Raw genomic sequence first — 20,114 nt, 5'->3', positions numbered from 1 at the left:
TCGCGGCGACCCACGGAGCAATGCCGGAGAGAGGGCATGCCGAGCCACAGCGAGGCACCAAGTGGTGGGGCAAAGCCTTTTGCTTACTTTTTGCTGGGCCGGCACTCCGGCGTTTGAAAAAGTGAGTCGCTGTAAGAGCGAAACCATAGGTGGCCGTTACCGCAGCGATGGATATGTACTCAGTCAACAACATCCCGGTCGGCTGTCAGGCCGCCTTCGCGAGCAAGCTCGCTCCTACAGATTTCATCACCGTCCGACCAGAAACTCCTCTCACCCTATTGCGCATCCAGTATTATGGTATACCATCATACGCACAGACACCTTTCACCCTGATACGGAGCAGCTCATGAGTTTCGAAATCCGCAAGATCGTCAGCTATGTCGAAGAAACCTTCATTGAAGGCGGCAAGGCCACCGACAAGCCCGTAACAATGGTCGGCCTGGCCGTGGTGATGAAGAACCCCTGGCTGGGCAACGGTTTCGTTGAAGACCTCAAGCCGCAGATCCGCGCCAACTGTTCCGACCTCGGTGCACTGATGGTCGAGCGCCTGGTAGGCATCATCGGTGGTGCCGAGAAGATCGAAGCGTATGGCAAGGCCGCCGTGGTCGGTGCCGACGGTGAAATCGAACACGCCTCCGCGGTGATCCACACCCTGCGCTTCGGCAACCACTACCGCGAAGCGGTGAAAGCCAAGAGCTACCTGAGCTTCACCAACAAGCGCGGCGGCCCGGGCACTTCGATCCAGATCCCGATGATGCACAAGGACGATGAAGGCCTGCGCTCGCACTACATCACCCTGGAAATGCAGATCGAAGACGCGCCGCGAGCCGACGAAATCGTCGTGGTCCTGGGTTGCGCCGATGGCGGCCGCCTGCACCCACGCATCGGCAATCGCTATATCGACCTGGAAGAACTGGCAGCCGAAAAAGCCCAGTAAGCCGGTCGGTCACTACAACAAAAAAGGTATGCAGGAGCGCTCCATGATTCGGCTCACCGCTGAACGCACCCCGGCTGGCACCAGTTACCTGGCGACCGGCCAAGGCCAGCCCGTGGTCTTGATCCACGGCGTGGGCCTGAACAAAGAAATGTGGGGCGGCCAGATCGTTGGCCTGGCCACGAAATACCGCGTCATCGCCTACGACATGCTAGGGCATGGCGCCAGCCCTCGCCCGGAAAGCGGCACGCCGCTGCTCGGCTATGCCGATCAACTGCTGGAGCTGCTCGATCATCTGCAATTGCCCAAGGCGGCGGTGATCGGTTTCTCCATGGGCGGGCTGGTGGCGCGGGCCTTCGCCCTGCATTACCCGCAACGCCTGCAAAGCCTGGTGGTGCTCAACAGTGTGTTCAATCGCACCGCCGAGCAACGCGCCGGTGTCATCGCCCGCACGGCCCAGGCCGCCGAACACGGGCCGGATGCCAACGCTGAAGCCGCACTGTCGCGCTGGTTCAGCCGCGAATACCAGGCGGCCAATCCGGCGCAGATCGCGGCTTTGCGCCAGACGCTCGCGCAGAATGATCCGCAGGGTTACCTGACCACGTATGAACTGTTCGCCACCCAGGACATGTACCGCGCCGATGACCTGGCCAGCATCCAGGTGCCGACGCTGGTCGCTACCGGCGAACTCGACCCGGGGTCGACCCCGGAAATGGCCGAGCAACTGGCCCAGCGCATTCCCGGTGCGCAGGTTGCCGTACTCGCCGAGCAGCGGCATATGATGCCCGTAGAATCGCCGCGCCTGGTCAACCAGCTGTTGCTGGAGTTTCTCGACACGGCGCACGCCCGACCAAACCAGATTAAGGGGATCGTTGCATGACTCTCGCACGCTTCCAGATGTGCATCGGCGGTGAATGGGTCGATGCCCTGTCCGGCAAGACTTTTGAAAGCCTCAACCCGGCCCTGGCCGAACCGTGGGCCGAACTGCCCGATGCCGACGAAGCCGACGTCGAGCGCGCCGTACAGGCTGCGCAGACTGCCTTCGACAGCCCGACCTGGCGCGGCCTGACCGCCACCGCCCGGGGCAAGTTGCTGCGGCGCCTGGGCGACCTGATCGCCGAAAACAAGGAACAACTGGCGCAGCTGGAAAGCCGCGACAACGGCAAGCTGATCCGCGAGACCCGCGGCCAGGTCGGCTACCTGCCAGAGTTTTTCCATTACACCGCGGGCCTTGCGGACAAGCTCGAAGGCGGCACCCTGCCGCTGGACAAACCGGATCTGTTTGCCTACACCGTGCACGAAGCCATGGGCGTGGTCGCCGCGATCATTCCATGGAACAGTCCGCTGTACCTGACCGCGATCAAGCTGGCGCCGGCCCTGGCGGCAGGCAACACCATCGTGATCAAGCCGTCCGAGCACGCCTCGGCGACCATTCTCGAGCTGGCACGCCTGGCGCTGGAAGCCGGGATTCCACCGGGGGTGGTCAACGTCGTCACCGGTTACGGTCCAAGCACCGGCGCCGCCCTGACCCGTCATCCGCTGGTGCGCAAGATCGCCTTCACCGGTGGCGCGGCCACGGCGCGGCATGTGGTGCGCAGCAGCGCGGAGAACTTCGCCAAGCTGTCGCTGGAACTGGGCGGCAAATCGCCGAACATCATTTTCGCCGACGCCGATCTCGACAGCGCGATCAACGGTGCCATCGCCGGGATCTATGCGGCGTCCGGGCAAAGCTGTGTGTCGGGTTCGCGCTTGCTGGTGCAGGACGAAATCTACGACGAATTCGTCGCTCGCCTGGTGGAACGCGCCCAGCGCATCCGCATCGGCAACCCCCAGGAAGACAGCAGCGAGATGGGCCCGATGGCCACCGCGCAGCAACTGGCCGTGGTCGAGGGGCTGGTGGCGGATGCCATTGCCGAAGGTGCGCGTTTGCGCCTGGGTGGCAAGCGTCCGCAGAATCTCGGCGAAGGCTGGTTCTATGAGCCGACCTTGTTCGAGTGCGACCGCAACTCGATGAAGATCATGCAGGAAGAAGTATTCGGCCCAGTGGCCTCGGTCATCCGTTTCAAGGACGAAGCCGAAGCCCTGGCGATCGCCAATGACTCGCAGTTCGGCCTCGCCGCCGGCATCTGGACCCGCGACCTGGGCCGCGCCCATCGCCTGGCCCGGGACGTGCGCTCGGGGATCATCTGGGTCAACACCTACCGTGCCGTGTCGGCCATGGCGCCGATCGGCGGCTTCAAGAACAGTGGCTATGGACGCGAAAGCGGCATCGATTCCGTGCTGGCCTACACCGAGCTGAAAACGGTGTGGATCAATCTTTCCCAGGCACCGATGCCTGATCCGTTCGTGATGCGCTAGGAGTCCTGAGAAATGATCGAACCCGGCATTTACAAAGACGTCATGAGCTCGTTCCCTTCCGGGGTCACGGTGGTCACCACCCTGGACCCGGACGGTGGCATCGTCGGCATTACCGCCAGCGCCTTCAGTGCGCTGTCGATTGATCCGGCACTGGTGCTCTTCTGCCCCAACTACGCCTCTGACACTTACCCGGTGCTGCGCGACAGCAAGCAGTTCGCGATTCACCTGCTGTCCGCCGACCAGACCGCCGAAGCCTATGCGTTCGCCGGCAAGGGCAAGGACAAGGCCAACGGCATCGATTGGCACTTGAGCGAACGGGGCAACCCTTTGCTGCGAAAAGCCACGGCGATTATCGAGTGTGAACTGTGGCGTGAATACGATGGCGGCGACCACGCCATCATCGTCGGCGCGGTGAAGAACCTGATCCTGCCCGAGCAACCGGTGACGCCGATGATCTACCACAAAGGCAAGCTGGGCCCCCTGCCCGCCCTGGCCTGATCGGCTCAACACAACCCCTGTAGGAGCCAGGCTTGCCGGCGAAGGCGTACTTGAGGACGCCTTCGCCGGCAAGCCGGCTCCTACAGGTAATCACCTTATTCTCCAGGAGCCGGCATGATCCCAGCAGCCTCGCAACTGTTCCGCCAGCAGGCGTACATCAACGGCCAATGGCTGGATGCGCCCGATGGTGCCCGACAGGACATCTTCAACCCGGCCACCGGTGAACGCATCGGTAGCGTGCCAAACCTTGGCGCCGAGCACGCCCGCCAGGCCATCGTCGCAGCCAACAACGCGTGGCCGGCCTGGCGCGCGCTGACCGCCAAAGAGCGCAGCAACACCCTCAAGCGCTGGCACGCGCTGATGCTGGAAAATGCCGATGCCCTGGCCGAAATCCTGACCCTCGAACAAGGCAAACCGCTGGCCGAAGCCAAGGGTGAAATTCTCTACGCCGCCAGCTTCATCGAGTGGTTCGCCGAAGAAGCCAAACGCATCTATGGCGACACCATTCCCAGCCACAAGGGCGATGCGCGCATTGTCGTCAGCAAAGAGCCGATCGGTGTCGTCGCGGCGATCACCCCCTGGAACTTCCCAGCGGCAATGATCACCCGCAAGGCCGGCCCGGCACTGGCCGCCGGCTGCCCGTGTATCGTCAAACCGGCACCGGAGACGCCCTTCTCGGCACTGGCCATGGCGGCGCTGGCCGAACAGGCCGGGATTCCCGCCGGTATTTTCAACGTGATCACCGGTGATGCCATCGCCATCGGCGCCGAGCTGACCGCAAGCCCATTGGTGCGCAAACTGTCGTTCACCGGCTCCACGGCCATTGGCAAGTTGCTGATGGCGCAGTGCGCGCCGACGCTGAAGAAAGTTTCGCTGGAACTGGGCGGCAACGCGCCGTTCATTGTCTTCGACGATGCCGACCTTGAGCGTGCGGTGGAAGGCGCGCTGATCGCCAAGTTTCGCAATGCCGGCCAGACCTGCGTCTGCGTCAATCGCTTCCTGGTGCAGGACGGCATTCACGATGCCTTTGTCGCGCGCCTGGCCGAGCGGGTGTCGCAACTCAAGATTGGCAGCGGCTTCGCTGACGGCGTCACCCAGGGGCCGCTGATCAACGAGCGCGCCGTGGCCAAGGTTGAAGACCACGTACAGGACGCACTGGCGCAAGGCGCCCAATTGCTTTGTGGCGGCGAACGTCATGCGCTGGGGCACGGTTTCTTCCAGCCAACGGTACTGGCCGGCATCACCACGCAGATGAAAGTCGCCCGGGAAGAAACCTTCGGCCCGCTCGCCGCGGTGTTCCGTTTCGACAGCGAAGCCGAGGCTGTGCAGATGGCCAACGACACCGAATTCGGCCTCGCCGCCTACTGCTACACCCGCGACCTGGGCCGCGCCTGGCGCATGAGCGAGGCGCTGGAGTACGGCATGGTGGGGATCAACGAAGGGTTGATTTCCACCGAAGTTGCACCTTTTGGCGGGATCAAATCCTCAGGCCTGGGCCGTGAAGGCTCCAAGTACGGCATCGAGGATTACCTGGAACTTAAATACACCCTGATGGGCGGGCTTTGAATCATGTTGGTCAAGCTGTAGGAGGCCGGCTTGCCGGCGAAGGCGCCCTCAAATACGCCTTCGCCGGCAAGCCGGGCTCCTACAGAACAGCATTGATATCCGTGCCCCACGGAGATAAGTGAAATGAGTAACGAGAAGTACGAAAAAGGCTTGAAGATCCGCACCCAGGTGCTGGGCGAAGCCTATGTGAAGCGCTCCATCGAGAACGCCGACGACTTCACCCGCCCCCTGCAGGAGATGGTCACCGAGTACTGCTGGGGCCACGTCTGGGGCCGTGAGGGTTTGTCGCTTAAAGAGCGCAGCATGATAAACTTGGCGATGATTTCGGCCCTCAATCGGCCTCACGAACTCAAGCTGCACGTGCGTGGTGCCTTGCGTAACGGGCTGAGTCGTGAACAAATACGCGAAATTCTGCTTCAGGTCGGTATTTATTGCGGTGTCCCCGCGGCCGTAGACAGTTTCCGGCTTGCCCGTGAAGCGTTCGCCGAAGCCGATGCCGAGGCCTCCAGTTAACCCTTGGCTATCTGACTGAACGAGCACCAGGATTATTGCAATCGAAGTGCTCTTTTTGCATGGACAGCCACATTCAGAGCGGACCCCATGAAACGCCTGCCACTCGACGACAGCTTCAAGGTCAATCGCAACCCCGTTACCCTGCGCGAAATCGTGCTGGATAAACTGCGAAGCGCCATCATGAACTTCCAGCTTCTGCCGGGAGATCGACTGGTCGAACGCGATCTGTGCGATCGCCTGGGCGTGAGCCGCACCTCGGTGCGCGAAGCCTTGCGCCACCTCGAATCCGAAGGCCTGGTGGAGTTCGCCGATGCCAAGGGCCCGCGGGTCGCGATCATCACGCTGGCCGATGCCGTCGATATCTATGAGCTGCGTTGCGTCCTCGAAGGCCTGATCGTCCAGCTGTTCACCCTGCGGGCCAAGGCCAAGGACATCAAGGCCCTGGAAAAGGCCCTGGAAGAAAACCGCCAGGCGTTGAAGGAAGGTGAGCTGCAACAGGTCATCGATTCCGTGCAAGGTTTCTACGACGTGCTGCTCGAAGGCTCCGGCAACCATGTCGCCGCGACCCAGTTGCGTCAGCTGCAGGCGCGCATCAGCTACCTGCGCGCGACTTCCGTGTCCCAGCAGAACCGTCGCGGCGCCAGCAACCAGGAAATGGAACGCATGGTCGAGGCGATCAAGAGCGGTGATCCCCTGGCCGCCCACCAGGCTTGCGTCGACCACGTCCGCGCCGCCGCCACCGTCGCCCTCGATTACCTCAAGCGCAAGCAGGAAGAGACCGGGGCGATCCCCGAAATCACCCAGCCCATCGCGCTCAAAGAACCGCGCATAGGACGTTGATCATGTTCAGCCCGAGCTATTGTCCAAAGTGCGGCAGCAATGACCTCAAGTCACAGCTGCCACCGGGCGATACGCACGAGCGCCTGATGTGCCGCGGCTGCGGCTACATCCACTACGTCAATCCGAAAATCATCGCCGGCTGCATCATCGAGCAGGATGGCAAGTACCTGCTGTGCCAACGCGCGATCCCCCCGCGCCCCGGCACCTGGACCTTGCCGGCGGGCTTCATGGAAGCTGGCGAAACCACCGAGCAGGCGGCATTGCGCGAAGTCTGGGAAGAGAGCGGCGTGCGCGCGGAAATCCTCTCGCCCTACTCGATCTTCAGCGTGCCAAAGATAAGCGAGGTGTACATCATCTTCCGCGCCATCGCCCTGGAGATCACCGGGCAATACGGACCGGAAACCCTCGACTATAAATTCTTCGCGCCCGAGGACATTCCCTGGGACAGCATCTATTACCCGGCAATCCGCCAGATCCTCGAACGCTACATCGAGGAGCGGCAGGCCGGGGTCTACGGTATCTACATCGGCAACGATGACAGCGGCAAGATCCACTTCATCCGCTAACGCCCATTACCCCCTGTAGGAGCTGGCTTGCCAGCGAAGGGGCCGTTGGATGCTGCGTTGATCTTGCGGACGCCTTCGCTGGCAAGCCAGCTCCTACAGTGTTATGCGGCGGTTTTCATGCTGGCGCCACACCCTCGACGATGATCACTTCAGCCCTCGCCACACCCTCGCGATGCCCTTTCGCCTCCTGATACAGCTCTGACCGGTAACAGGCCAACGCCTGCTCGTAGGAATCGAACTCGATCACCACGCTGCGTTGCGGCGTCGGCCGGCCTTCCATCGCTTCGCTGCGCCCACCGCGCGCCAATATCCGACCACCGTATCGGGCAAAGGCCTGCGGTGCCCGTTGGGTGTATTGGCTGTATTGATCGGGGTCGGTGATATCCACGTGAGCAATCCAGTACGCCTTCATAGTGACCTCTGTGCTTGTTTTGTATTATGGTATACCACATTATACCTCCATCAAACACCGAGAATCCCGACATGGCCTTCAACAGCATCGAAGAAATCATCGAAGACTACCGCCAAGGCAAGATGGTGCTCCTGGTTGACGACGAAGACCGGGAAAACGAAGGCGACCTGTTGCTGGCCGCCGACCGCTGCAGCGCCGAAGCCATCAGCTTCATGGCCCGTGAAGCGCGCGGCCTGATCTGCCTGACCTTGACCGACGAGCATTGCCAGCGCCTGGGCCTTGAGCAGATGGTGCCGAGCAATGGCAGCGTGTTCAGCACCGCGTTCACGGTGTCCATCGAAGCGGCCGTTGGCGTGACCACCGGCATCTCCGCCGCCGACCGCGCGCGCACCGTGGCCGCCGCCGTCGCCCACGGCGCGACTGCCGCCGATATCGTGCAGCCCGGTCACATTTTTCCATTGCGCGCCCGTGAGGGCGGCGTATTGACCCGTGCCGGTCATACCGAAGCCGGCTGCGACCTGGCGCGCCTGGCCGGCTTCACCCCGGCCTCGGTGATCGTCGAAGTGATGAACGATGACGGCACCATGGCACGCCGCCCGGACCTGGAAGTGTTCGCGCGCAAACACGGAATCAAGATCGGCACCATCGCCGACCTGATCCACTATCGCTTGAGTACCGAACACACGGTGGTGCGCATCGGCGAGCGCGAGCTGCCGACGGTGCATGGCACCTTTCGTCTGATCACCTTTGAGGATCGCATCGAAGGCGGTGTCCACATGGCAATGGTCATGGGCGATCTTCGCCGCGATGAAGCGACGCTGGTGCGCGTGCACGTCATCGACCCGTTGCGCGACCTGGTCGGCGCCGAATACAGCGGCCCTTCCAACTGGACGCTATGGGCCGCGTTGCAGCGCGTGGCTGAAGAAGGTCGCGGCGTGGTGGTGGTGCTGGCCAACCACGAATCGTCGCAAGCGCTGCTGGAACGGGTACCGCAATTGACCCAGGCGCCGCGGCAGTTCAGCCGTTCGCAGTCGCGGATCTATTCGGAAGTCGGTACCGGGGCACAGATCCTGCAGAACCTTGGCGTCGGCAAGCTGCGGCATCTCGGGCCGCCGCTGAAATACGCGGGTTTGACCGGGTATGACCTGGAAGTGGTGGAGAGCATTCCGTTCACCCAATGACCCACAGCACTTTGTAGGAGCCCGGCTTGCTGGCGAAGGCGATCTTACGGACGCCTTCGCCGGCAAGCCGGGCTCCTACAGGTCCTCCACCCGGCAACAAAAAAGCATTTTTGGCGGATAGCCGGTAAGGCAAAGTGCTTGCACAAAGTTTGGAATACCATAATATGATATTCCATAGACCGAACGATTTAGCCAAGCGCACCCGCGAGGGAAAGCACCCACAACAGCCCTTGGCACGGTCGCCTTTCAAGGCCAGATGGACCTACTGCTCCCGATAGGCGGGCATTACCAAGCCCGCTCAAAAACACAACAAATGAGGGCGTGAAAATGGTGTTGAACAAACGTGCATCCGCAGTACTGTTCGCAGGCTTATTGGCCACGGTCAGTCATGTGGCCCTGGCGGCTGAAAGCGTCAACTTCGTCAGCTGGGGCGGTAGCACCCAGGATGCGCAGAAGCAGGCCTGGGCCGATCCGTTCAGCAAGGCCAGCGGCATCACCGTGGTCCAGGATGGCCCCACCGACTACGGCAAGCTCAAGGCCATGGTCGAAAGCGGCAACGTGCAGTGGGACGTAGTCGACGTCGAGGCCGACTTCGCCTTGCGTGCTGCCTCCGAAGGCCTGCTCGAACCCCTCGATTTCAAAGTCATCGAGCGCGACAAGATCGACCCGCGGTTCGTCTCCGATCACGGCGTCGGCTCGTTCTTCTTCTCCTTCGTCCTCGGCTACAACGAAGGCAAGCTCGGGGCCAACAAACCCCAGGACTGGTCCGCGCTGTTCGACACCAAGACCTACCCCGGCAAACGCGCCCTCTATAAGTGGCCAAGCCCCGGCGTGCTGGAACTGGCGCTGCTGGCCGATGGCGTGAGCGCCGACAAGCTCTACCCGCTGGACCTGGACCGCGCCTTCAAGAAACTCGACACCATCAAGAAAGACATCGTCTGGTGGGGCGGCGGCGCCCAGTCGCAGCAGCTGCTGGCCTCCGGTGAAGCGAGCATGGGCCAGTTCTGGAACGGCCGGATCCATGCCCTGCAAGAAGACGGTGCTCCGGTTGGCGTAAGCTGGAAACAGAACCTGGTCATGGCCGACATCCTGGTCATTCCAAAGGGTTCGAAGAACAAGGACGCGGCGATGAAGTTCCTGGCCAATGCCAGCAGTGCCAAAGGCCAGGCCGACTTCTCCAACCTGACCGCCTACGCCCCGGTCAACGTCGACAGCGTGGCGCGCCTGGACTCGGTGCTGGCGCCGAACCTGCCGACGGCCTACGCCAAGGACCAAATCACTCTTGATTTCGCGTACTGGGCCAAGAACGGTCCTGCTATCGCCACACGGTGGAACGAATGGCTGGTCAAATGAAAATGACGGCAACCGCGTCCCGTCCATCCACGCCCGTCGGGAGCGCCACCGGCGCTGCCGGCAAGGCGGCTGCGATGACCCAAACCCCGACCCTGGCGCAACGCTGGCGCGGATCAAGCAACCTCATCCCTGCCCTGTTGTTCCTCGGCCTGTTCTTCCTGGCGCCGTTGATCGGCCTGCTGCTGCGCGGTGTGCTGGAACCCACGCCGGGATTGGGCAACTACGAGCAGCTGTTCGCCAACTCGGCGTATGCCCGGGTCTTGCTCAACACCTTCTCGGTGGCCGGCCTGGTGACGCTGTTCAGCCTGCTGCTGGGTTTCCCCCTGGCCTGGGCGATCACGCTGGTGCCACGGGGTTGGGGTCGCTGGATCCTGAACATCGTGCTGTTGTCGATGTGGACCAGCCTGCTCGCCCGTACCTACTCCTGGCTGGTGTTGCTGCAAGCCTCCGGGGTGATCAACAAGGCGCTGATGGCCATGGGCATCATCGATCAACCGCTGGAGATGGTACATAACCTGACCGGCGTGGTGATCGGCATGAGCTACATCATGATCCCGTTCATCGTGCTGCCGCTGCAGGCGACCATGCAGGCCATCGACCCGATGATCCTGCAGGCAGGCTCCATCTGCGGGGCCAGTCCGTGGACCAACTTCTTCCGGGTGTTCCTGCCACTGTGCCGGCCGGGGCTGTTCTCCGGCGGGTTGATGGTGTTCGTGATGTCCCTCGGTTACTACGTCACCCCGGCGCTGCTGGGCGGTGCGCAGAACATGATGCTGCCCGAGTTCATCATCCAGCAGGTGCAGTCGTTCCTCAACTGGGGCCTGGCGAGCGCCGGTGCCGCGTTGCTGATCGTCATCACGCTGGTGCTGTTCTACTTCTACCTGAAGCTCCAGCCGGAATCCCCGGTTGGCGCCAGCAACGCGAGGTAAGCCGTCATGCTCCTGACCCCCAATGCCATGAGCCGCCGGATGCGCCTTGGCTTGTACGCCACCACCGGGCTGATCGGGCTGTTCCTGCTGCTGCCGATCGTGTTCATCGTGCTGCTATCGTTCGGCTCGTCACAATGGCTGGTGTTCCCGCCACCGGGCTGGACGCTGAAGTGGTACGGCCAGTTCTTCTCCAATGCCGACTGGATGAACGCGGCCATGGCCAGCCTCAAGGTCGCGGTACTGACCACGTTCTTTGCCGTAGCCCTGGGCCTGCCGACTGCGTTCGCCCTGGTACGCGGGCGCTTCCCGGGCCGGGAAATGCTCTACGGCTTGTTCACCCTGCCGATGATCGTGCCGCTGGTGATCATTGCCGTGGCGGTGTACGCGCTGTTCCTGAAACTGGGCTACACCGGGACCATGTTCGCGTTCGTGGTCAGCCACGTCATCGTCGCCTTGCCATTCACCATCATCTCGATCATCAACTCGCTGAAGCTGTTCGACCAGTCGATCGAAGATGCCGCAGTGATCTGTGGTGCCTCGCGCCTGCAGGCGGTGTTCAAGGTGACCTTCCCGGCGATTCGTCCGGGCATGGTGGCCGGCGCCCTCTTCGCCTTCCTCGTCTCGTGGGATGAAGTGGTTCTGAGCGTGATGATGGCCAGCCCGACCCTGCAAACCCTTCCCGTGAAAATGTGGACCACCCTGCGCCAGGACCTGACGCCCGTGATCGCCGTCGCCTCGACGCTGCTGATCGGCCTCTCGGTATTGGTCATGGTGATCGCCGCCGCACTGCGCCGGCGCAATGAAATCAGCGCCTAAGCGCAGGAGTACGACATGAGTGCAGTGATCAAAGATGCCGCGCAGCCAAATGACAAGCCCCTAGTGAGCCTGCGCAACCTGAACAAATACTACGGCGACTTTGCCGCCGTGGACGACATCTCGCTGGACATCAAGGACGGTGAGTTCCTGACCTTCCTCGGCTCCAGCGGCTCGGGCAAAAGCACCACGCTGTCGATGCTCGCCGGTTTTGAAACACCCAGCAGCGGCGAAATCCTGGTCAACGGCCAGTCGCTGGTGAACGTGCCGCCGCATAAACGCGACATCGGCATGGTGTTCCAGCGCTACTCGCTGTTCCCGCACCTGTCAGTGCGCGACAACATCGCCTTCCCGCTGGCCATCCGCAAGCTGGCCGCGGCCGAGCGTGATCGCCGGGTCGATGCGATGCTCAAGTTGGTGCAACTTGAACAATTCGCCCATCGCCGCCCTTCGCAACTCTCCGGCGGCCAGCAGCAACGCGTCGCCATCGCCCGGGCGCTGGTCTACGAGCCACGCATCCTGCTGATGGATGAACCGCTGGGCGCACTGGACAAGAAACTGCGTGAAGACTTGCAGGACGAACTGCGCCAACTACACCGGCGCCTGGGCATCACCATCGTCTACGTGACCCACGACCAGGAAGAAGCCATGCGCCTGTCCCAACGCATCGCGATCTTCAGCCACGGCAAGATCGTCGGCCTGGGCAGCGGCTACGACCTGTACCAGAATCCGCCGAATGCCTTCGTCGCCTCGTTCCTCGGAAACTCCAACTTCCTCAAGCTCAAGGCCCAGGGCAATGCGGTCGCTTCGTTTGAGGGGCAGTCGCTGTCGATCCGCCTCACGGCCGGCCTGCAAACCCATCAGGATGTACTGTTGATGGTGCGCCCGGAAAAGGCCTTGGCCTTGAGTACCGAGCAAGCCGCCCAGGAGCCGTTGGCCGCAGGCTGGAATGAAGTGACGGCCAAGGTCGTGGAAGTGTTGTTCCTGGGTGAAAGCCAGACCTGCAGCGTGGTGACGCCGGGCGGTACGTCGATGACCGTCAAGGCGCTTTCCGCGGCGGGCATGCCAATGAAGGCGGGTGATCCGGTGCGTGTGCGCTGGGCGACTGCCGATGCCTGTGTTTATACCGAATGGGCTGAGAGCGATTTGAACAAGGCAGCCGGGGCGCACTGATTATTTGACGCCCATCAAGTATCACCCTCGGGCCGCCGCAACGTCGGGTTGCGGCGGCCCTTTTTTTTGCTTTTTGCTCCCGAGAGCGGAAAAAGCAGAATAGCGTCCCCCCCCCGCTCCTCACCACTCATCAGGCCGAGCGTTAGCTCGCCTTAAGCTTTTGATCTTGATCTTGATCTACCTGCCCCTTCGGGAGGCTGAGTGGAGGTGTTCATCCGGGGAGTGGCGCGCAGCGCCGTTCGACGCAGTCGAACACGCTGCATGTAGGTGCCAGCGAAGCCAACCGGAGGGCAGTGTCCCCGGATGGATACCGGAGCGAAGGAACGCCGAGCCCCAGCGAGGGGCCGGACGCTGGGGCAAGACTTTTTGGTTCCTTTTGTGGCGTTTGACAAAAGGGACTCGCCGTAAGGGCGAAACCCTAAGTGGCCGTTACCGCAGCAATGGATATGTACACAGTCAACAAACAATAGGTCGGCTGTCAGGCCGCCTTCGCTGGCAAGCCAGCTCCTACAGTAGATCGGGTACGACCTCCTAGTACGGCCGCTTCGCCGGCCCCGACTTGTTCAACACCGTACCAATCAAATTCGCCCTGCCCAAATGATGCAGACTCTCCTCGATCTCCTTCTTGGTGTTCATCCCGTTGGCAACCACCAGCAGCACGCAGTCGAACTTGGGCAGCACGGTAATCACATCGTCCGAACTCAGCACCGGCGGCAAATCAAAGATCACCACACGAGAGTTATAGCGTTCGCGCAGATCAACGATCAACTCGCCCACCGCCGGCGAGGACAGCACCTCGGTGGAAAGCGGAATCGGTTCGCGTGTCGGCAGGACCACAAAGCGCGGCAAGGTCGGATTGACCAAGACCTCTTGCAGCTCTGCTTCGTTGGTCAGAAATTCATTGAGCGATTTTTCCATCGGCAGGCCCAGGTAGTTTCCCACCTTGGGACAACGCAAATCGAAATCCACCAGCAGCGCCGTCTTGGTCGTGTGATGCGCGATACTCATTGCCAGGTTGATCGCCAACACCGACTTGCCCGCCTCCGGCGTCGGCGAGGTAATGGCCAGCGTGCGCCAGCCATTTTCCTCCATGGCCTTGAGCACCTGGGTGCGCAACAGGTCGAACGCCCAGCCCATGTTCGAGTTCTTGTTGTAGGCGACGATGCGATGGCGTTCCAGGTGCTCTGCCCGCAACGGCACAACCTTGGTTTGCACGTAGCTGAGCGCATTGAGCGGTGCAGGCTGTCCGGATGAAGAGAGCACCAGGCCTGAAGAAGGCGATTGTTCGCCTTTACCCAGAGGTGGCTTAATAATTTCCATCGCAATATTCCTTATTCAAACCGCGCCAGAGCTTTGAACATCAGCAGATCCAATGGCATGTAGAAGAAGTGCAGGAGCACCAGGGAGACCACGATCATCAAGACGCCACAGAGCACCAGTATCGTTCGCCACTGCTTGCGACGAGCCAGTTCCGCCTGGGTATGAATGTAGGGAATGGCCACCAGTACGCGCCTGCCCAGCACACTGGTCAGCGCGTCCACGCCACGTACCCGCTGGCTCAGCATCTCGAGCAGCATCACCAGTGCACCCGCCCCTACCGGCGCGAGGACAAAACCCAGGGCCACGACTTTCTTGCGGTTCGGCCGGACCGGTTTTTCCGGCATCAGCGGCGCTTCGAGCAGCACGAAACGCTCGGCCTTGTTTTCCTGCTCCAGGCTTTCGGTAATCTTCGCACTCATCTCCTTGGTGCGAATTTCCTCGTACTTCTTGCGTGCGTTTTCATGGTCACGCATCACCGTGACCAAACCGCGCTCCACTTGCGGCGCCTCGAGAATCTGGCTCTCCAGGGTCGCGATCTTGTCGAGCAATTGCTGCTTCTGCGCGGCCAGCGATCTCATGCGCTGCTCCGAAGCGGCAATGCGCGCCTGGACCCTGGCAACGTCAAGGCTGACCGGCGTGACGGAACTGCCGCGGCCTTGACTGGCCTGCATGGCGGCGATCTTGCGTTTGATCGCCCGCACATCCGGGTGGGCTTCCTTGTAGATCGTCAGCAGCCGGGCGTACTCGGCCTTGAGACTGGCCAGGTCCTGCACCGGTTCAGCGGCCGCACCCGCCGTACCCGGTTTGGGCGCCAGACCGGCCTGGGCCGCCGACAGTTCCAGGTCCTGGAAGCGCAACTCTTCGTTGGCCGCCTTGTAGTCACGGTCGATATCCTTGAGTTCGAGTTCAGAGCGCGACAACATGTTCATGCGCAGCTCCTGATGCTCGGGCAGCGCATTGCCATGGGCCTGCTTGAAGTCCGCCAGCTTGTTCTCCAGCACTTCCAGCTCGGTGCGTAGCTTGTTCGCTTCCTGGGTCAGGAACTCGGTGGTTTCGCTGGCGCGCTCGGTGCGCTGCTTGATGTTCTCATTGAGGAACAGCGTCACCAGTTCGTTGGCCACTTCGTTCGCGACTTGCGGTTCCCTGTGCTCGAAGGCAAGGCGGAAGGCAATCGTCACCTCGCCTCGCCCCTTGACCGCCGCACTGACCAGGGCGACCGAAATCGCAGCGCGCATCTCTTCGATCTTTTCGGTCAGGGTCAGCCGCCGGCTACCCGTTTCGAAAAGATTGTACTTGTTGATGATTGCCTCCAGGTGCTCGCGGGTCATCACGCGCTGGCGGATGACCTCGATGCGCTCATCAGCAAAGGTATTGTTGTTCCCCGCCACCAGGTCCGGCGAAATCTGCTGGGATTCCACCAGGATAGTTCCGGACGACTGATAGATCGGTGGCATGGTTGTCGCCACCAATACACTCGCCCCGATTATCACGGCCACCGTCAAAATCAACAGCCAGGCCCGGTGCTTGATTACTGCAATGTAGTCGTTGACCGACATTTCGTATTCAGAGGACATAAATACCACGCTGCTGAAGGTCAGAAGTCGGGGTGACTATAGATCAAGGTCATCCCTATGATGTTGGCATCGGCATTTGGCAAGCCGTCTCGCTCGCGCTCTTTGTAGGTGAAGGATAGGCGTGCAAGCCAAAAAGGCGAGAGTTCGCGACTGACATAGGCGCCGTATGTGCGAAAGGTACTGGCCGCATCCCCTTTGGTTTTTTGCCAGGAGCCATCAACACCGACACGACTGGTCTCGTCGAGCAGATAACTCCAGTTACCCCGTAGGTCATCGGACTCGACCAGGCCATTCTCCCCGTTGGCGATCGTGCTGCGACTGGCTTCGACACTGGACTCGACGCGCTCACCGGTGTAACGCAGGCTCATGCCACCCTGGCCGGTGGGGCCACTGTCGCTGTTGGAAACCTTGTTGACGCCGCCGTACACCGACCCCGTAAACCGCTCGGAGAGCTGGTAGTTCACGCCGACCACCGGGGTGTAACTGTTGGAGGAACCCAGGGTCGTGTCGTCTTTGGGCTCATAGCGCGTCGCTTCGAAACGGCTGAACAGTTCGACCCGCTCATTCCATTGATAAAGCCAGCTGAAACGGTTGGTCAGCTCATCGTAGTTGGTCAGCGAGGCGTCGTCGTATTCGACATGGGTGAGGTCGATTTCGTTGACCAGGGTGCTGCGCTCGGTCACCGCGCTTCGCCAGTTACCACCAATGTTCGAGAGCTTCTGCGTACCATCGGTCGAGTCTGTTACACCGGTCTGCTGGACTTCAGTGGAAAGCGTCGAACTCTCGATGTATCTCGCCGTGAGTCCATAGCTGCCCTTTTCGGTCTCACGCTGCCAACCAAACGACAGCCTCGGATCTTCTCGATTGGACACGACGTCGGTATCGGACGAGCGCTCGACATTGACACCGAGGCCAAACTTCCACTGATCCCGATCGAAATTACCCACCAGTGTGTAATCGGGGGCAATGATCGTCCGCGTGATCGCTTTCTCGTCAGCCGTCAAGAGCAATGGATTGCTGTCGTGCTCGACGGTCATGGGCAGTGCGACTGCCGACTGCCAGGTGCCGGCGTAGGTCATGCCGGAACATGGCAAAGTCAATATTGCCATCACCACTCCGGTTGTTTGCAATGAACGCAAGTTAATCCTTAATGCATCGCGCAATGTCAGGGAACGACCAGCGTATCGCCGGCCTGAAGTTGAAAGTTAGTGGACATGTCATGCCCGGCAATCAGATCGCCGTAGTTGACGGGCAGTACTTTCTGGGTTTTCCCTTCGCGCCGCAAGAGCTTGATGTCGTCCTTGTCCGCGAACTTGTCCAATCCGCCGGCCTCGCTCAAGGCTTGCAGTACATCGGTGTCACCGGTCATCTGTACTTTGCCAGGCTTTAGTACCTTGCCCTGGACGTAGACGACGTTGCCCTTGGCCTCCGTGATCACCACGCTGACTTTCGGGTCAGGGTAGAATTCATCGTAGGCTTTAGTGATGACCTTCTCGGCTTTTGCCGTATCCAGCCCCTTGACCTGAACTCGCCCCGCCAGCTTCAAGGTAATGTAGCCATCGGGCAGGACCGGGACGACCTCCCGGTTCTCCCGTGGCTCGCCCCAAACGGAAACTTCGACAATATCTCCCGCGTTCAGAAGATAGGCATTTTCTTCGGCGGCGCCGGCCATGCTGGGCATGATAGCCAGCGCACACAGTGCAGGTAACATTAAACGCAGCATCTGGATTCCTCCGCCTGGTTAGCACATCTAATGAGGATCAACCGTTACTATCAGCGTCCTCTTTAAAGCTGTAACACCCGCAAGAAAAAACGGTCTCGCAAAACTGTCATCTAGATCTTGCGCCGGTTGGCAACAACGATGAAACCCAATAGTGCGGAAGAGAATAACCATACAACCGCAGAGACCGGGACTGCATTGGTTTGAGTGTCGTGGAACGCCGAGTCGCCCGTCAGTCCCTTGTCCTGGAGTGGATCAATCACGAACTGTTGTTTGGTAACTTCCGCCATTAATCCGTCGCACGCTGAAGTATTGACGGACGCATTCGCTGCCGACCCGGAACCATTATCAGTGCTGGTAAGTTTGACACTTTTGGCATCTGGCGAAGAGCCACCATGGTCTTTGCCAAGACTCGCTGTCGCTGCAAGGGCGCCCTCGGTCGAAGCCGCGGCGGCTTGAGCCCGTGTCCCCTCGCAAGCGCTACTTATGCGACTAATTTCATAGGGCAAATTGGCTGCTTGGGCAGTGGCAACGGCTACTCCATTCAGAGTCGCAAATAACACAATCAACTTAATGAAAACTGTCGTCCGCATATAACCGCCTCCCTGCGCTGAGGGTTTGGAGTGGGTCGGTTGAAGAAATCTGAATTAGGCTAAATGGAGCCTATAAGCAGATAGCCAGTACGTCAATAGCACGTCACCATAATAAATAGAAATATAAAACGCCGCCGGATAACGTCAAAAAAACGCCGTAAGCAGCCTAAGTGACGCGTCAGGGACAGCAAGTGTTTATGCGTGCAGTGGCCTCTCTTCAAAACACTGTCAAACCAGCCAGCGCACAAACAAAACAATGCAATGACAATGCCGTCGGGCGTTGCATTGATCGCCTCGTTTGGGACGGCCGGCCGCTGCCCCGCAGGGCCAGTGAATAGCTCAGGGCGAGCGATATCCAAGGCGGGAATCAGGCGCGACCCTGGTGCGCCAGCGAGATTTTTCTGACGCCTTGCGCTAAAACAGGCGCGCCTGCTGCCACGTACAACTGGCGGTACGCGTCCACCAGTTGTTCAAGGGTAAAGGCGCGATTTCGCCCGCTGGGGTTGGGAAGGACCCAGACCGCGGCACTGCCGAAGGTTTGCGGCTGCGGCCCCCATGTAACATCGCGCTGGGCGGACAAGGCGCAGTACGCCGCCTTGCCGAGAAACGCCACGAAGCGTGGCGCAACACCGGCGATCTTCTGTTCGAAAGCCGCTGCGGCCGCGGCAAACTCATGGGCCGACAGCTGGTCCGCCCGGGCTGTCGGCCGCTGGACCACTGCCGTCAAACCACAGCCATAGTGCAGGATCGTCCGGTCGTGCTCTGGCTGCAGTTGCAGTGACGTAAAACCGGCGAGGTGCAACGTGCGCCAGAAACGATTGCCCCGCCCGGCAAAATGATGCCCCTGGGCCGCAGCCGTCATGCCTGGGTTGATCCCACAAAAAACCACGTCCAGTTGTGGCGCCAGTATATCGTCGAGCCCCTCACTCACCGCAGATCACACCGACCGCGTTGCGCGCGAGCGCCGTCAGTTCCTCACGGGACTTGCCGGCCCGCGCACGAATAGAAATGCTGTGCAGCAGCGATGAGGCGAGAACGGCGAGCGACGCTGCGTCGACATCGCTTTTCAACTCGCCGGATGCAATGGCGGTGCGCAGGCGCGCCTCCAGATCGGCATCCAGCCTGCTCAGGCGATCGCCCAGCACCTCGCGGATCTGCGGATCCTCGACGGCTTCGGTGGTCGCCGTGCCGATGGCGAAACAGCCGCGAGGCTGGCCATCACCCGAGAAATAGATCGACAACTGCCCCTCGTAGAAGCGCGTCAGTGCCTGGCGCAACGTCAGTTGGCTGTCGCTCAGCGCGGCCTGCATGTCGGCGGCGGCAAACTCCCAATACTGCTCAAGCGCCTTGATGTACAGGGAATGCTTGTCACCGAAGGCCGCATAGAGGCTGGGGCGATTCATCCCGGCCGCCGTGGCGATGCTGTCCAGGGAGGCGCCGGAATAGCCGGTGCTCCAGAACACACCAAGCGCTTGTTGCAACGCCGTCTGCGGGTCATACGCACGGGGCCGGCCGCGGCCTTTGCCCTCTGTCACTTTATTTTGTGCCATACCGTACAAAATCCTTGCAGGAAGGTGGATGAGGGGATATTTTTACACCATCGCACAAAAATAAGGAACCACAAATTCCTTGATCCATGTTTGCTCAAACGCAGCTCGAACCGGGTGTTGCAGCGACGAAACAGAGGCGCCGGAGCGATCCTCCCAAGCGCCTGCGGGATTGTTTTTCCACAACATTCATTGACGTCGGTGCCAGGCGATTACCGCAGGCC

At 60.9% G+C, this 20,114-nt stretch carries 21 protein-coding genes; 13 read left to right on the top strand and 8 right to left on the bottom strand.

The annotated features are described in order from the left end of the window. Positions 1–346 precede the first annotated feature (346 nt). The 8 genes from HFK74_RS15210 (at position 347) to HFK74_RS15175 (ending at position 7,275) form a co-directional block, all read left to right on the top strand. Positions 347–937 carry an amino acid synthesis family protein gene (locus HFK74_RS15210; RefSeq protein ID WP_007978708.1) on the top strand — a complete coding sequence of 197 codons (591 nt, stop codon included), beginning with the start codon at positions 347–349 and terminating at the stop codon, positions 935–937. Positions 938–980: 43 nt separating this feature from the next. Continuing rightward, the gene (locus tag HFK74_RS15205) at positions 981–1,814 is read left to right on the top strand and encodes an alpha/beta fold hydrolase (protein WP_180204217.1); all 834 of its coding nucleotides are present in this window, start codon (positions 981–983) and stop codon (positions 1,812–1,814) included. Then, a complete protein-coding gene (locus HFK74_RS15200) occupies positions 1,811–3,292 on the top strand; it encodes an aldehyde dehydrogenase (RefSeq protein WP_180204216.1) in 1,482 nt (493 codons plus the stop codon). Before HFK74_RS15205 ends, HFK74_RS15200 begins: the two co-directional genes overlap by 4 nt. A 12-nt stretch (positions 3,293–3,304) precedes the next feature. Next, complete coding sequence (locus HFK74_RS15195) at positions 3,305–3,790, top strand: flavin reductase family protein (RefSeq protein ID WP_180204215.1); 486 nt, start codon at positions 3,305–3,307, stop codon at positions 3,788–3,790. Between the two features lie 114 nt (positions 3,791–3,904). Then, on the top strand, positions 3,905–5,356 hold the full coding sequence (locus HFK74_RS15190) for an NAD-dependent succinate-semialdehyde dehydrogenase (protein WP_180204214.1): 1,452 nt from the start codon (positions 3,905–3,907) through the stop codon (positions 5,354–5,356). 123 nt (positions 5,357–5,479) lie between these two features. After that, positions 5,480–5,869: a carboxymuconolactone decarboxylase family protein gene (locus HFK74_RS15185; RefSeq protein ID WP_007978697.1), complete on the top strand. Its 390-nt coding sequence runs from the start codon at positions 5,480–5,482 to the stop codon at positions 5,867–5,869. Between the two features lie 87 nt (positions 5,870–5,956). Further along, positions 5,957–6,709: a GntR family transcriptional regulator gene (locus tag HFK74_RS15180; protein WP_046817510.1), complete on the top strand. Its 753-nt coding sequence runs from the start codon at positions 5,957–5,959 to the stop codon at positions 6,707–6,709. Positions 6,710–6,711: 2 nt separating this feature from the next. Continuing rightward, the gene (locus HFK74_RS15175; protein ID WP_180204213.1) at positions 6,712–7,275 is read left to right on the top strand and encodes an NUDIX hydrolase; all 564 of its coding nucleotides are present in this window, start codon (positions 6,712–6,714) and stop codon (positions 7,273–7,275) included. A gap of 115 nt (positions 7,276–7,390) precedes the next feature. Here HFK74_RS15175 and HFK74_RS15170 read toward each other — a convergent pair whose 3' ends face one another. After that, a complete protein-coding gene (locus HFK74_RS15170; RefSeq protein ID WP_180204212.1) occupies positions 7,391–7,687 on the bottom strand; it encodes a DUF1330 domain-containing protein in 297 nt (98 codons plus the stop codon). 71 nt (positions 7,688–7,758) lie between these two features. Between HFK74_RS15170 and ribBA the strand changes: the two genes are divergently transcribed. The 5 genes from ribBA to HFK74_RS15145 all read left to right on the top strand — a co-directional run bounded on the left by ribBA (position 7,759) and on the right by HFK74_RS15145 (position 13,136). After that, positions 7,759–8,868: a bifunctional 3,4-dihydroxy-2-butanone-4-phosphate synthase/GTP cyclohydrolase II gene (gene ribBA / locus HFK74_RS15165; protein ID WP_180204211.1), complete on the top strand. Its 1,110-nt coding sequence runs from the start codon at positions 7,759–7,761 to the stop codon at positions 8,866–8,868. Between the two features lie 327 nt (positions 8,869–9,195). Beyond that, positions 9,196–10,221, top strand: coding sequence for an ABC transporter substrate-binding protein (locus HFK74_RS15160; protein ID WP_180204210.1), 1,026 nt, complete (start codon positions 9,196–9,198; stop codon positions 10,219–10,221). After that, positions 10,218–11,150: an ABC transporter permease gene (locus HFK74_RS15155; RefSeq protein WP_180204209.1), complete on the top strand. Its 933-nt coding sequence runs from the start codon at positions 10,218–10,220 to the stop codon at positions 11,148–11,150. The genes HFK74_RS15160 and HFK74_RS15155 overlap by 4 nt, the downstream gene beginning before the upstream one ends. Positions 11,151–11,156: 6 nt before the next feature. Next, positions 11,157–11,966 (top strand): ABC transporter permease, encoded by an 810-nt coding sequence (locus HFK74_RS15150; RefSeq protein WP_008059566.1) that lies wholly within the window; start codon positions 11,157–11,159, stop codon positions 11,964–11,966. Positions 11,967–11,981: 15 nt separating this feature from the next. Further along, positions 11,982–13,136, top strand: a complete 1,155-nt coding sequence (locus HFK74_RS15145) for an ABC transporter ATP-binding protein (protein ID WP_180204208.1) — start codon at positions 11,982–11,984, stop codon at positions 13,134–13,136. Between the two features lie 531 nt (positions 13,137–13,667). Here HFK74_RS15145 and HFK74_RS15140 read toward each other — a convergent pair. The 7 genes from HFK74_RS15140 to HFK74_RS15110 all read right to left on the bottom strand — a co-directional run bounded on the left by HFK74_RS15140 (position 13,668) and on the right by HFK74_RS15110 (position 19,893). Beyond that, a complete protein-coding gene (locus HFK74_RS15140; RefSeq protein WP_180204207.1) occupies positions 13,668–14,456 on the bottom strand; it encodes a CpsD/CapB family tyrosine-protein kinase in 789 nt (262 codons plus the stop codon). 11 nt (positions 14,457–14,467) lie between these two features. After that, complete coding sequence (locus HFK74_RS15135; RefSeq protein WP_180204206.1) at positions 14,468–16,030, bottom strand: Wzz/FepE/Etk N-terminal domain-containing protein; 1,563 nt, start codon at positions 16,028–16,030, stop codon at positions 14,468–14,470. Between the two features lie 20 nt (positions 16,031–16,050). Beyond that, the gene (locus tag HFK74_RS15130; RefSeq protein ID WP_180204205.1) at positions 16,051–17,139 is read right to left on the bottom strand and encodes a hypothetical protein; all 1,089 of its coding nucleotides are present in this window, start codon (positions 17,137–17,139) and stop codon (positions 16,051–16,053) included. 56 nt (positions 17,140–17,195) lie between these two features. Next, positions 17,196–17,753: a polysaccharide biosynthesis/export family protein gene (locus tag HFK74_RS15125; RefSeq protein ID WP_180204204.1), complete on the bottom strand. Its 558-nt coding sequence runs from the start codon at positions 17,751–17,753 to the stop codon at positions 17,196–17,198. Positions 17,754–17,863: 110 nt separating this feature from the next. Next, positions 17,864–18,343, bottom strand: coding sequence for a hypothetical protein (locus tag HFK74_RS15120; protein WP_180204203.1), 480 nt, complete (start codon positions 18,341–18,343; stop codon positions 17,864–17,866). A 367-nt stretch (positions 18,344–18,710) separates the two neighbouring features. Next, entirely contained in the window at positions 18,711–19,274 is a 564-nt protein-coding gene (gene mug, locus HFK74_RS15115; protein ID WP_180204202.1) for a G/U mismatch-specific DNA glycosylase, read from the bottom strand. Continuing rightward, a complete protein-coding gene (locus HFK74_RS15110) occupies positions 19,267–19,893 on the bottom strand; it encodes a TetR/AcrR family transcriptional regulator (protein ID WP_180204201.1) in 627 nt (208 codons plus the stop codon). The genes mug and HFK74_RS15110 overlap by 8 nt, the downstream gene beginning before the upstream one ends. Positions 19,894–20,114 lie beyond the last annotated feature (221 nt).

This window comes from Pseudomonas sp. SbOxS1 (assembly GCF_013416725.1).
Classification (GTDB): domain Bacteria; phylum Pseudomonadota; class Gammaproteobacteria; order Pseudomonadales; family Pseudomonadaceae; genus Aquipseudomonas.
Note: the sequence above shows the minus strand (reverse complement) of the source record. Positions and strands in the feature narration are given on the sequence as shown.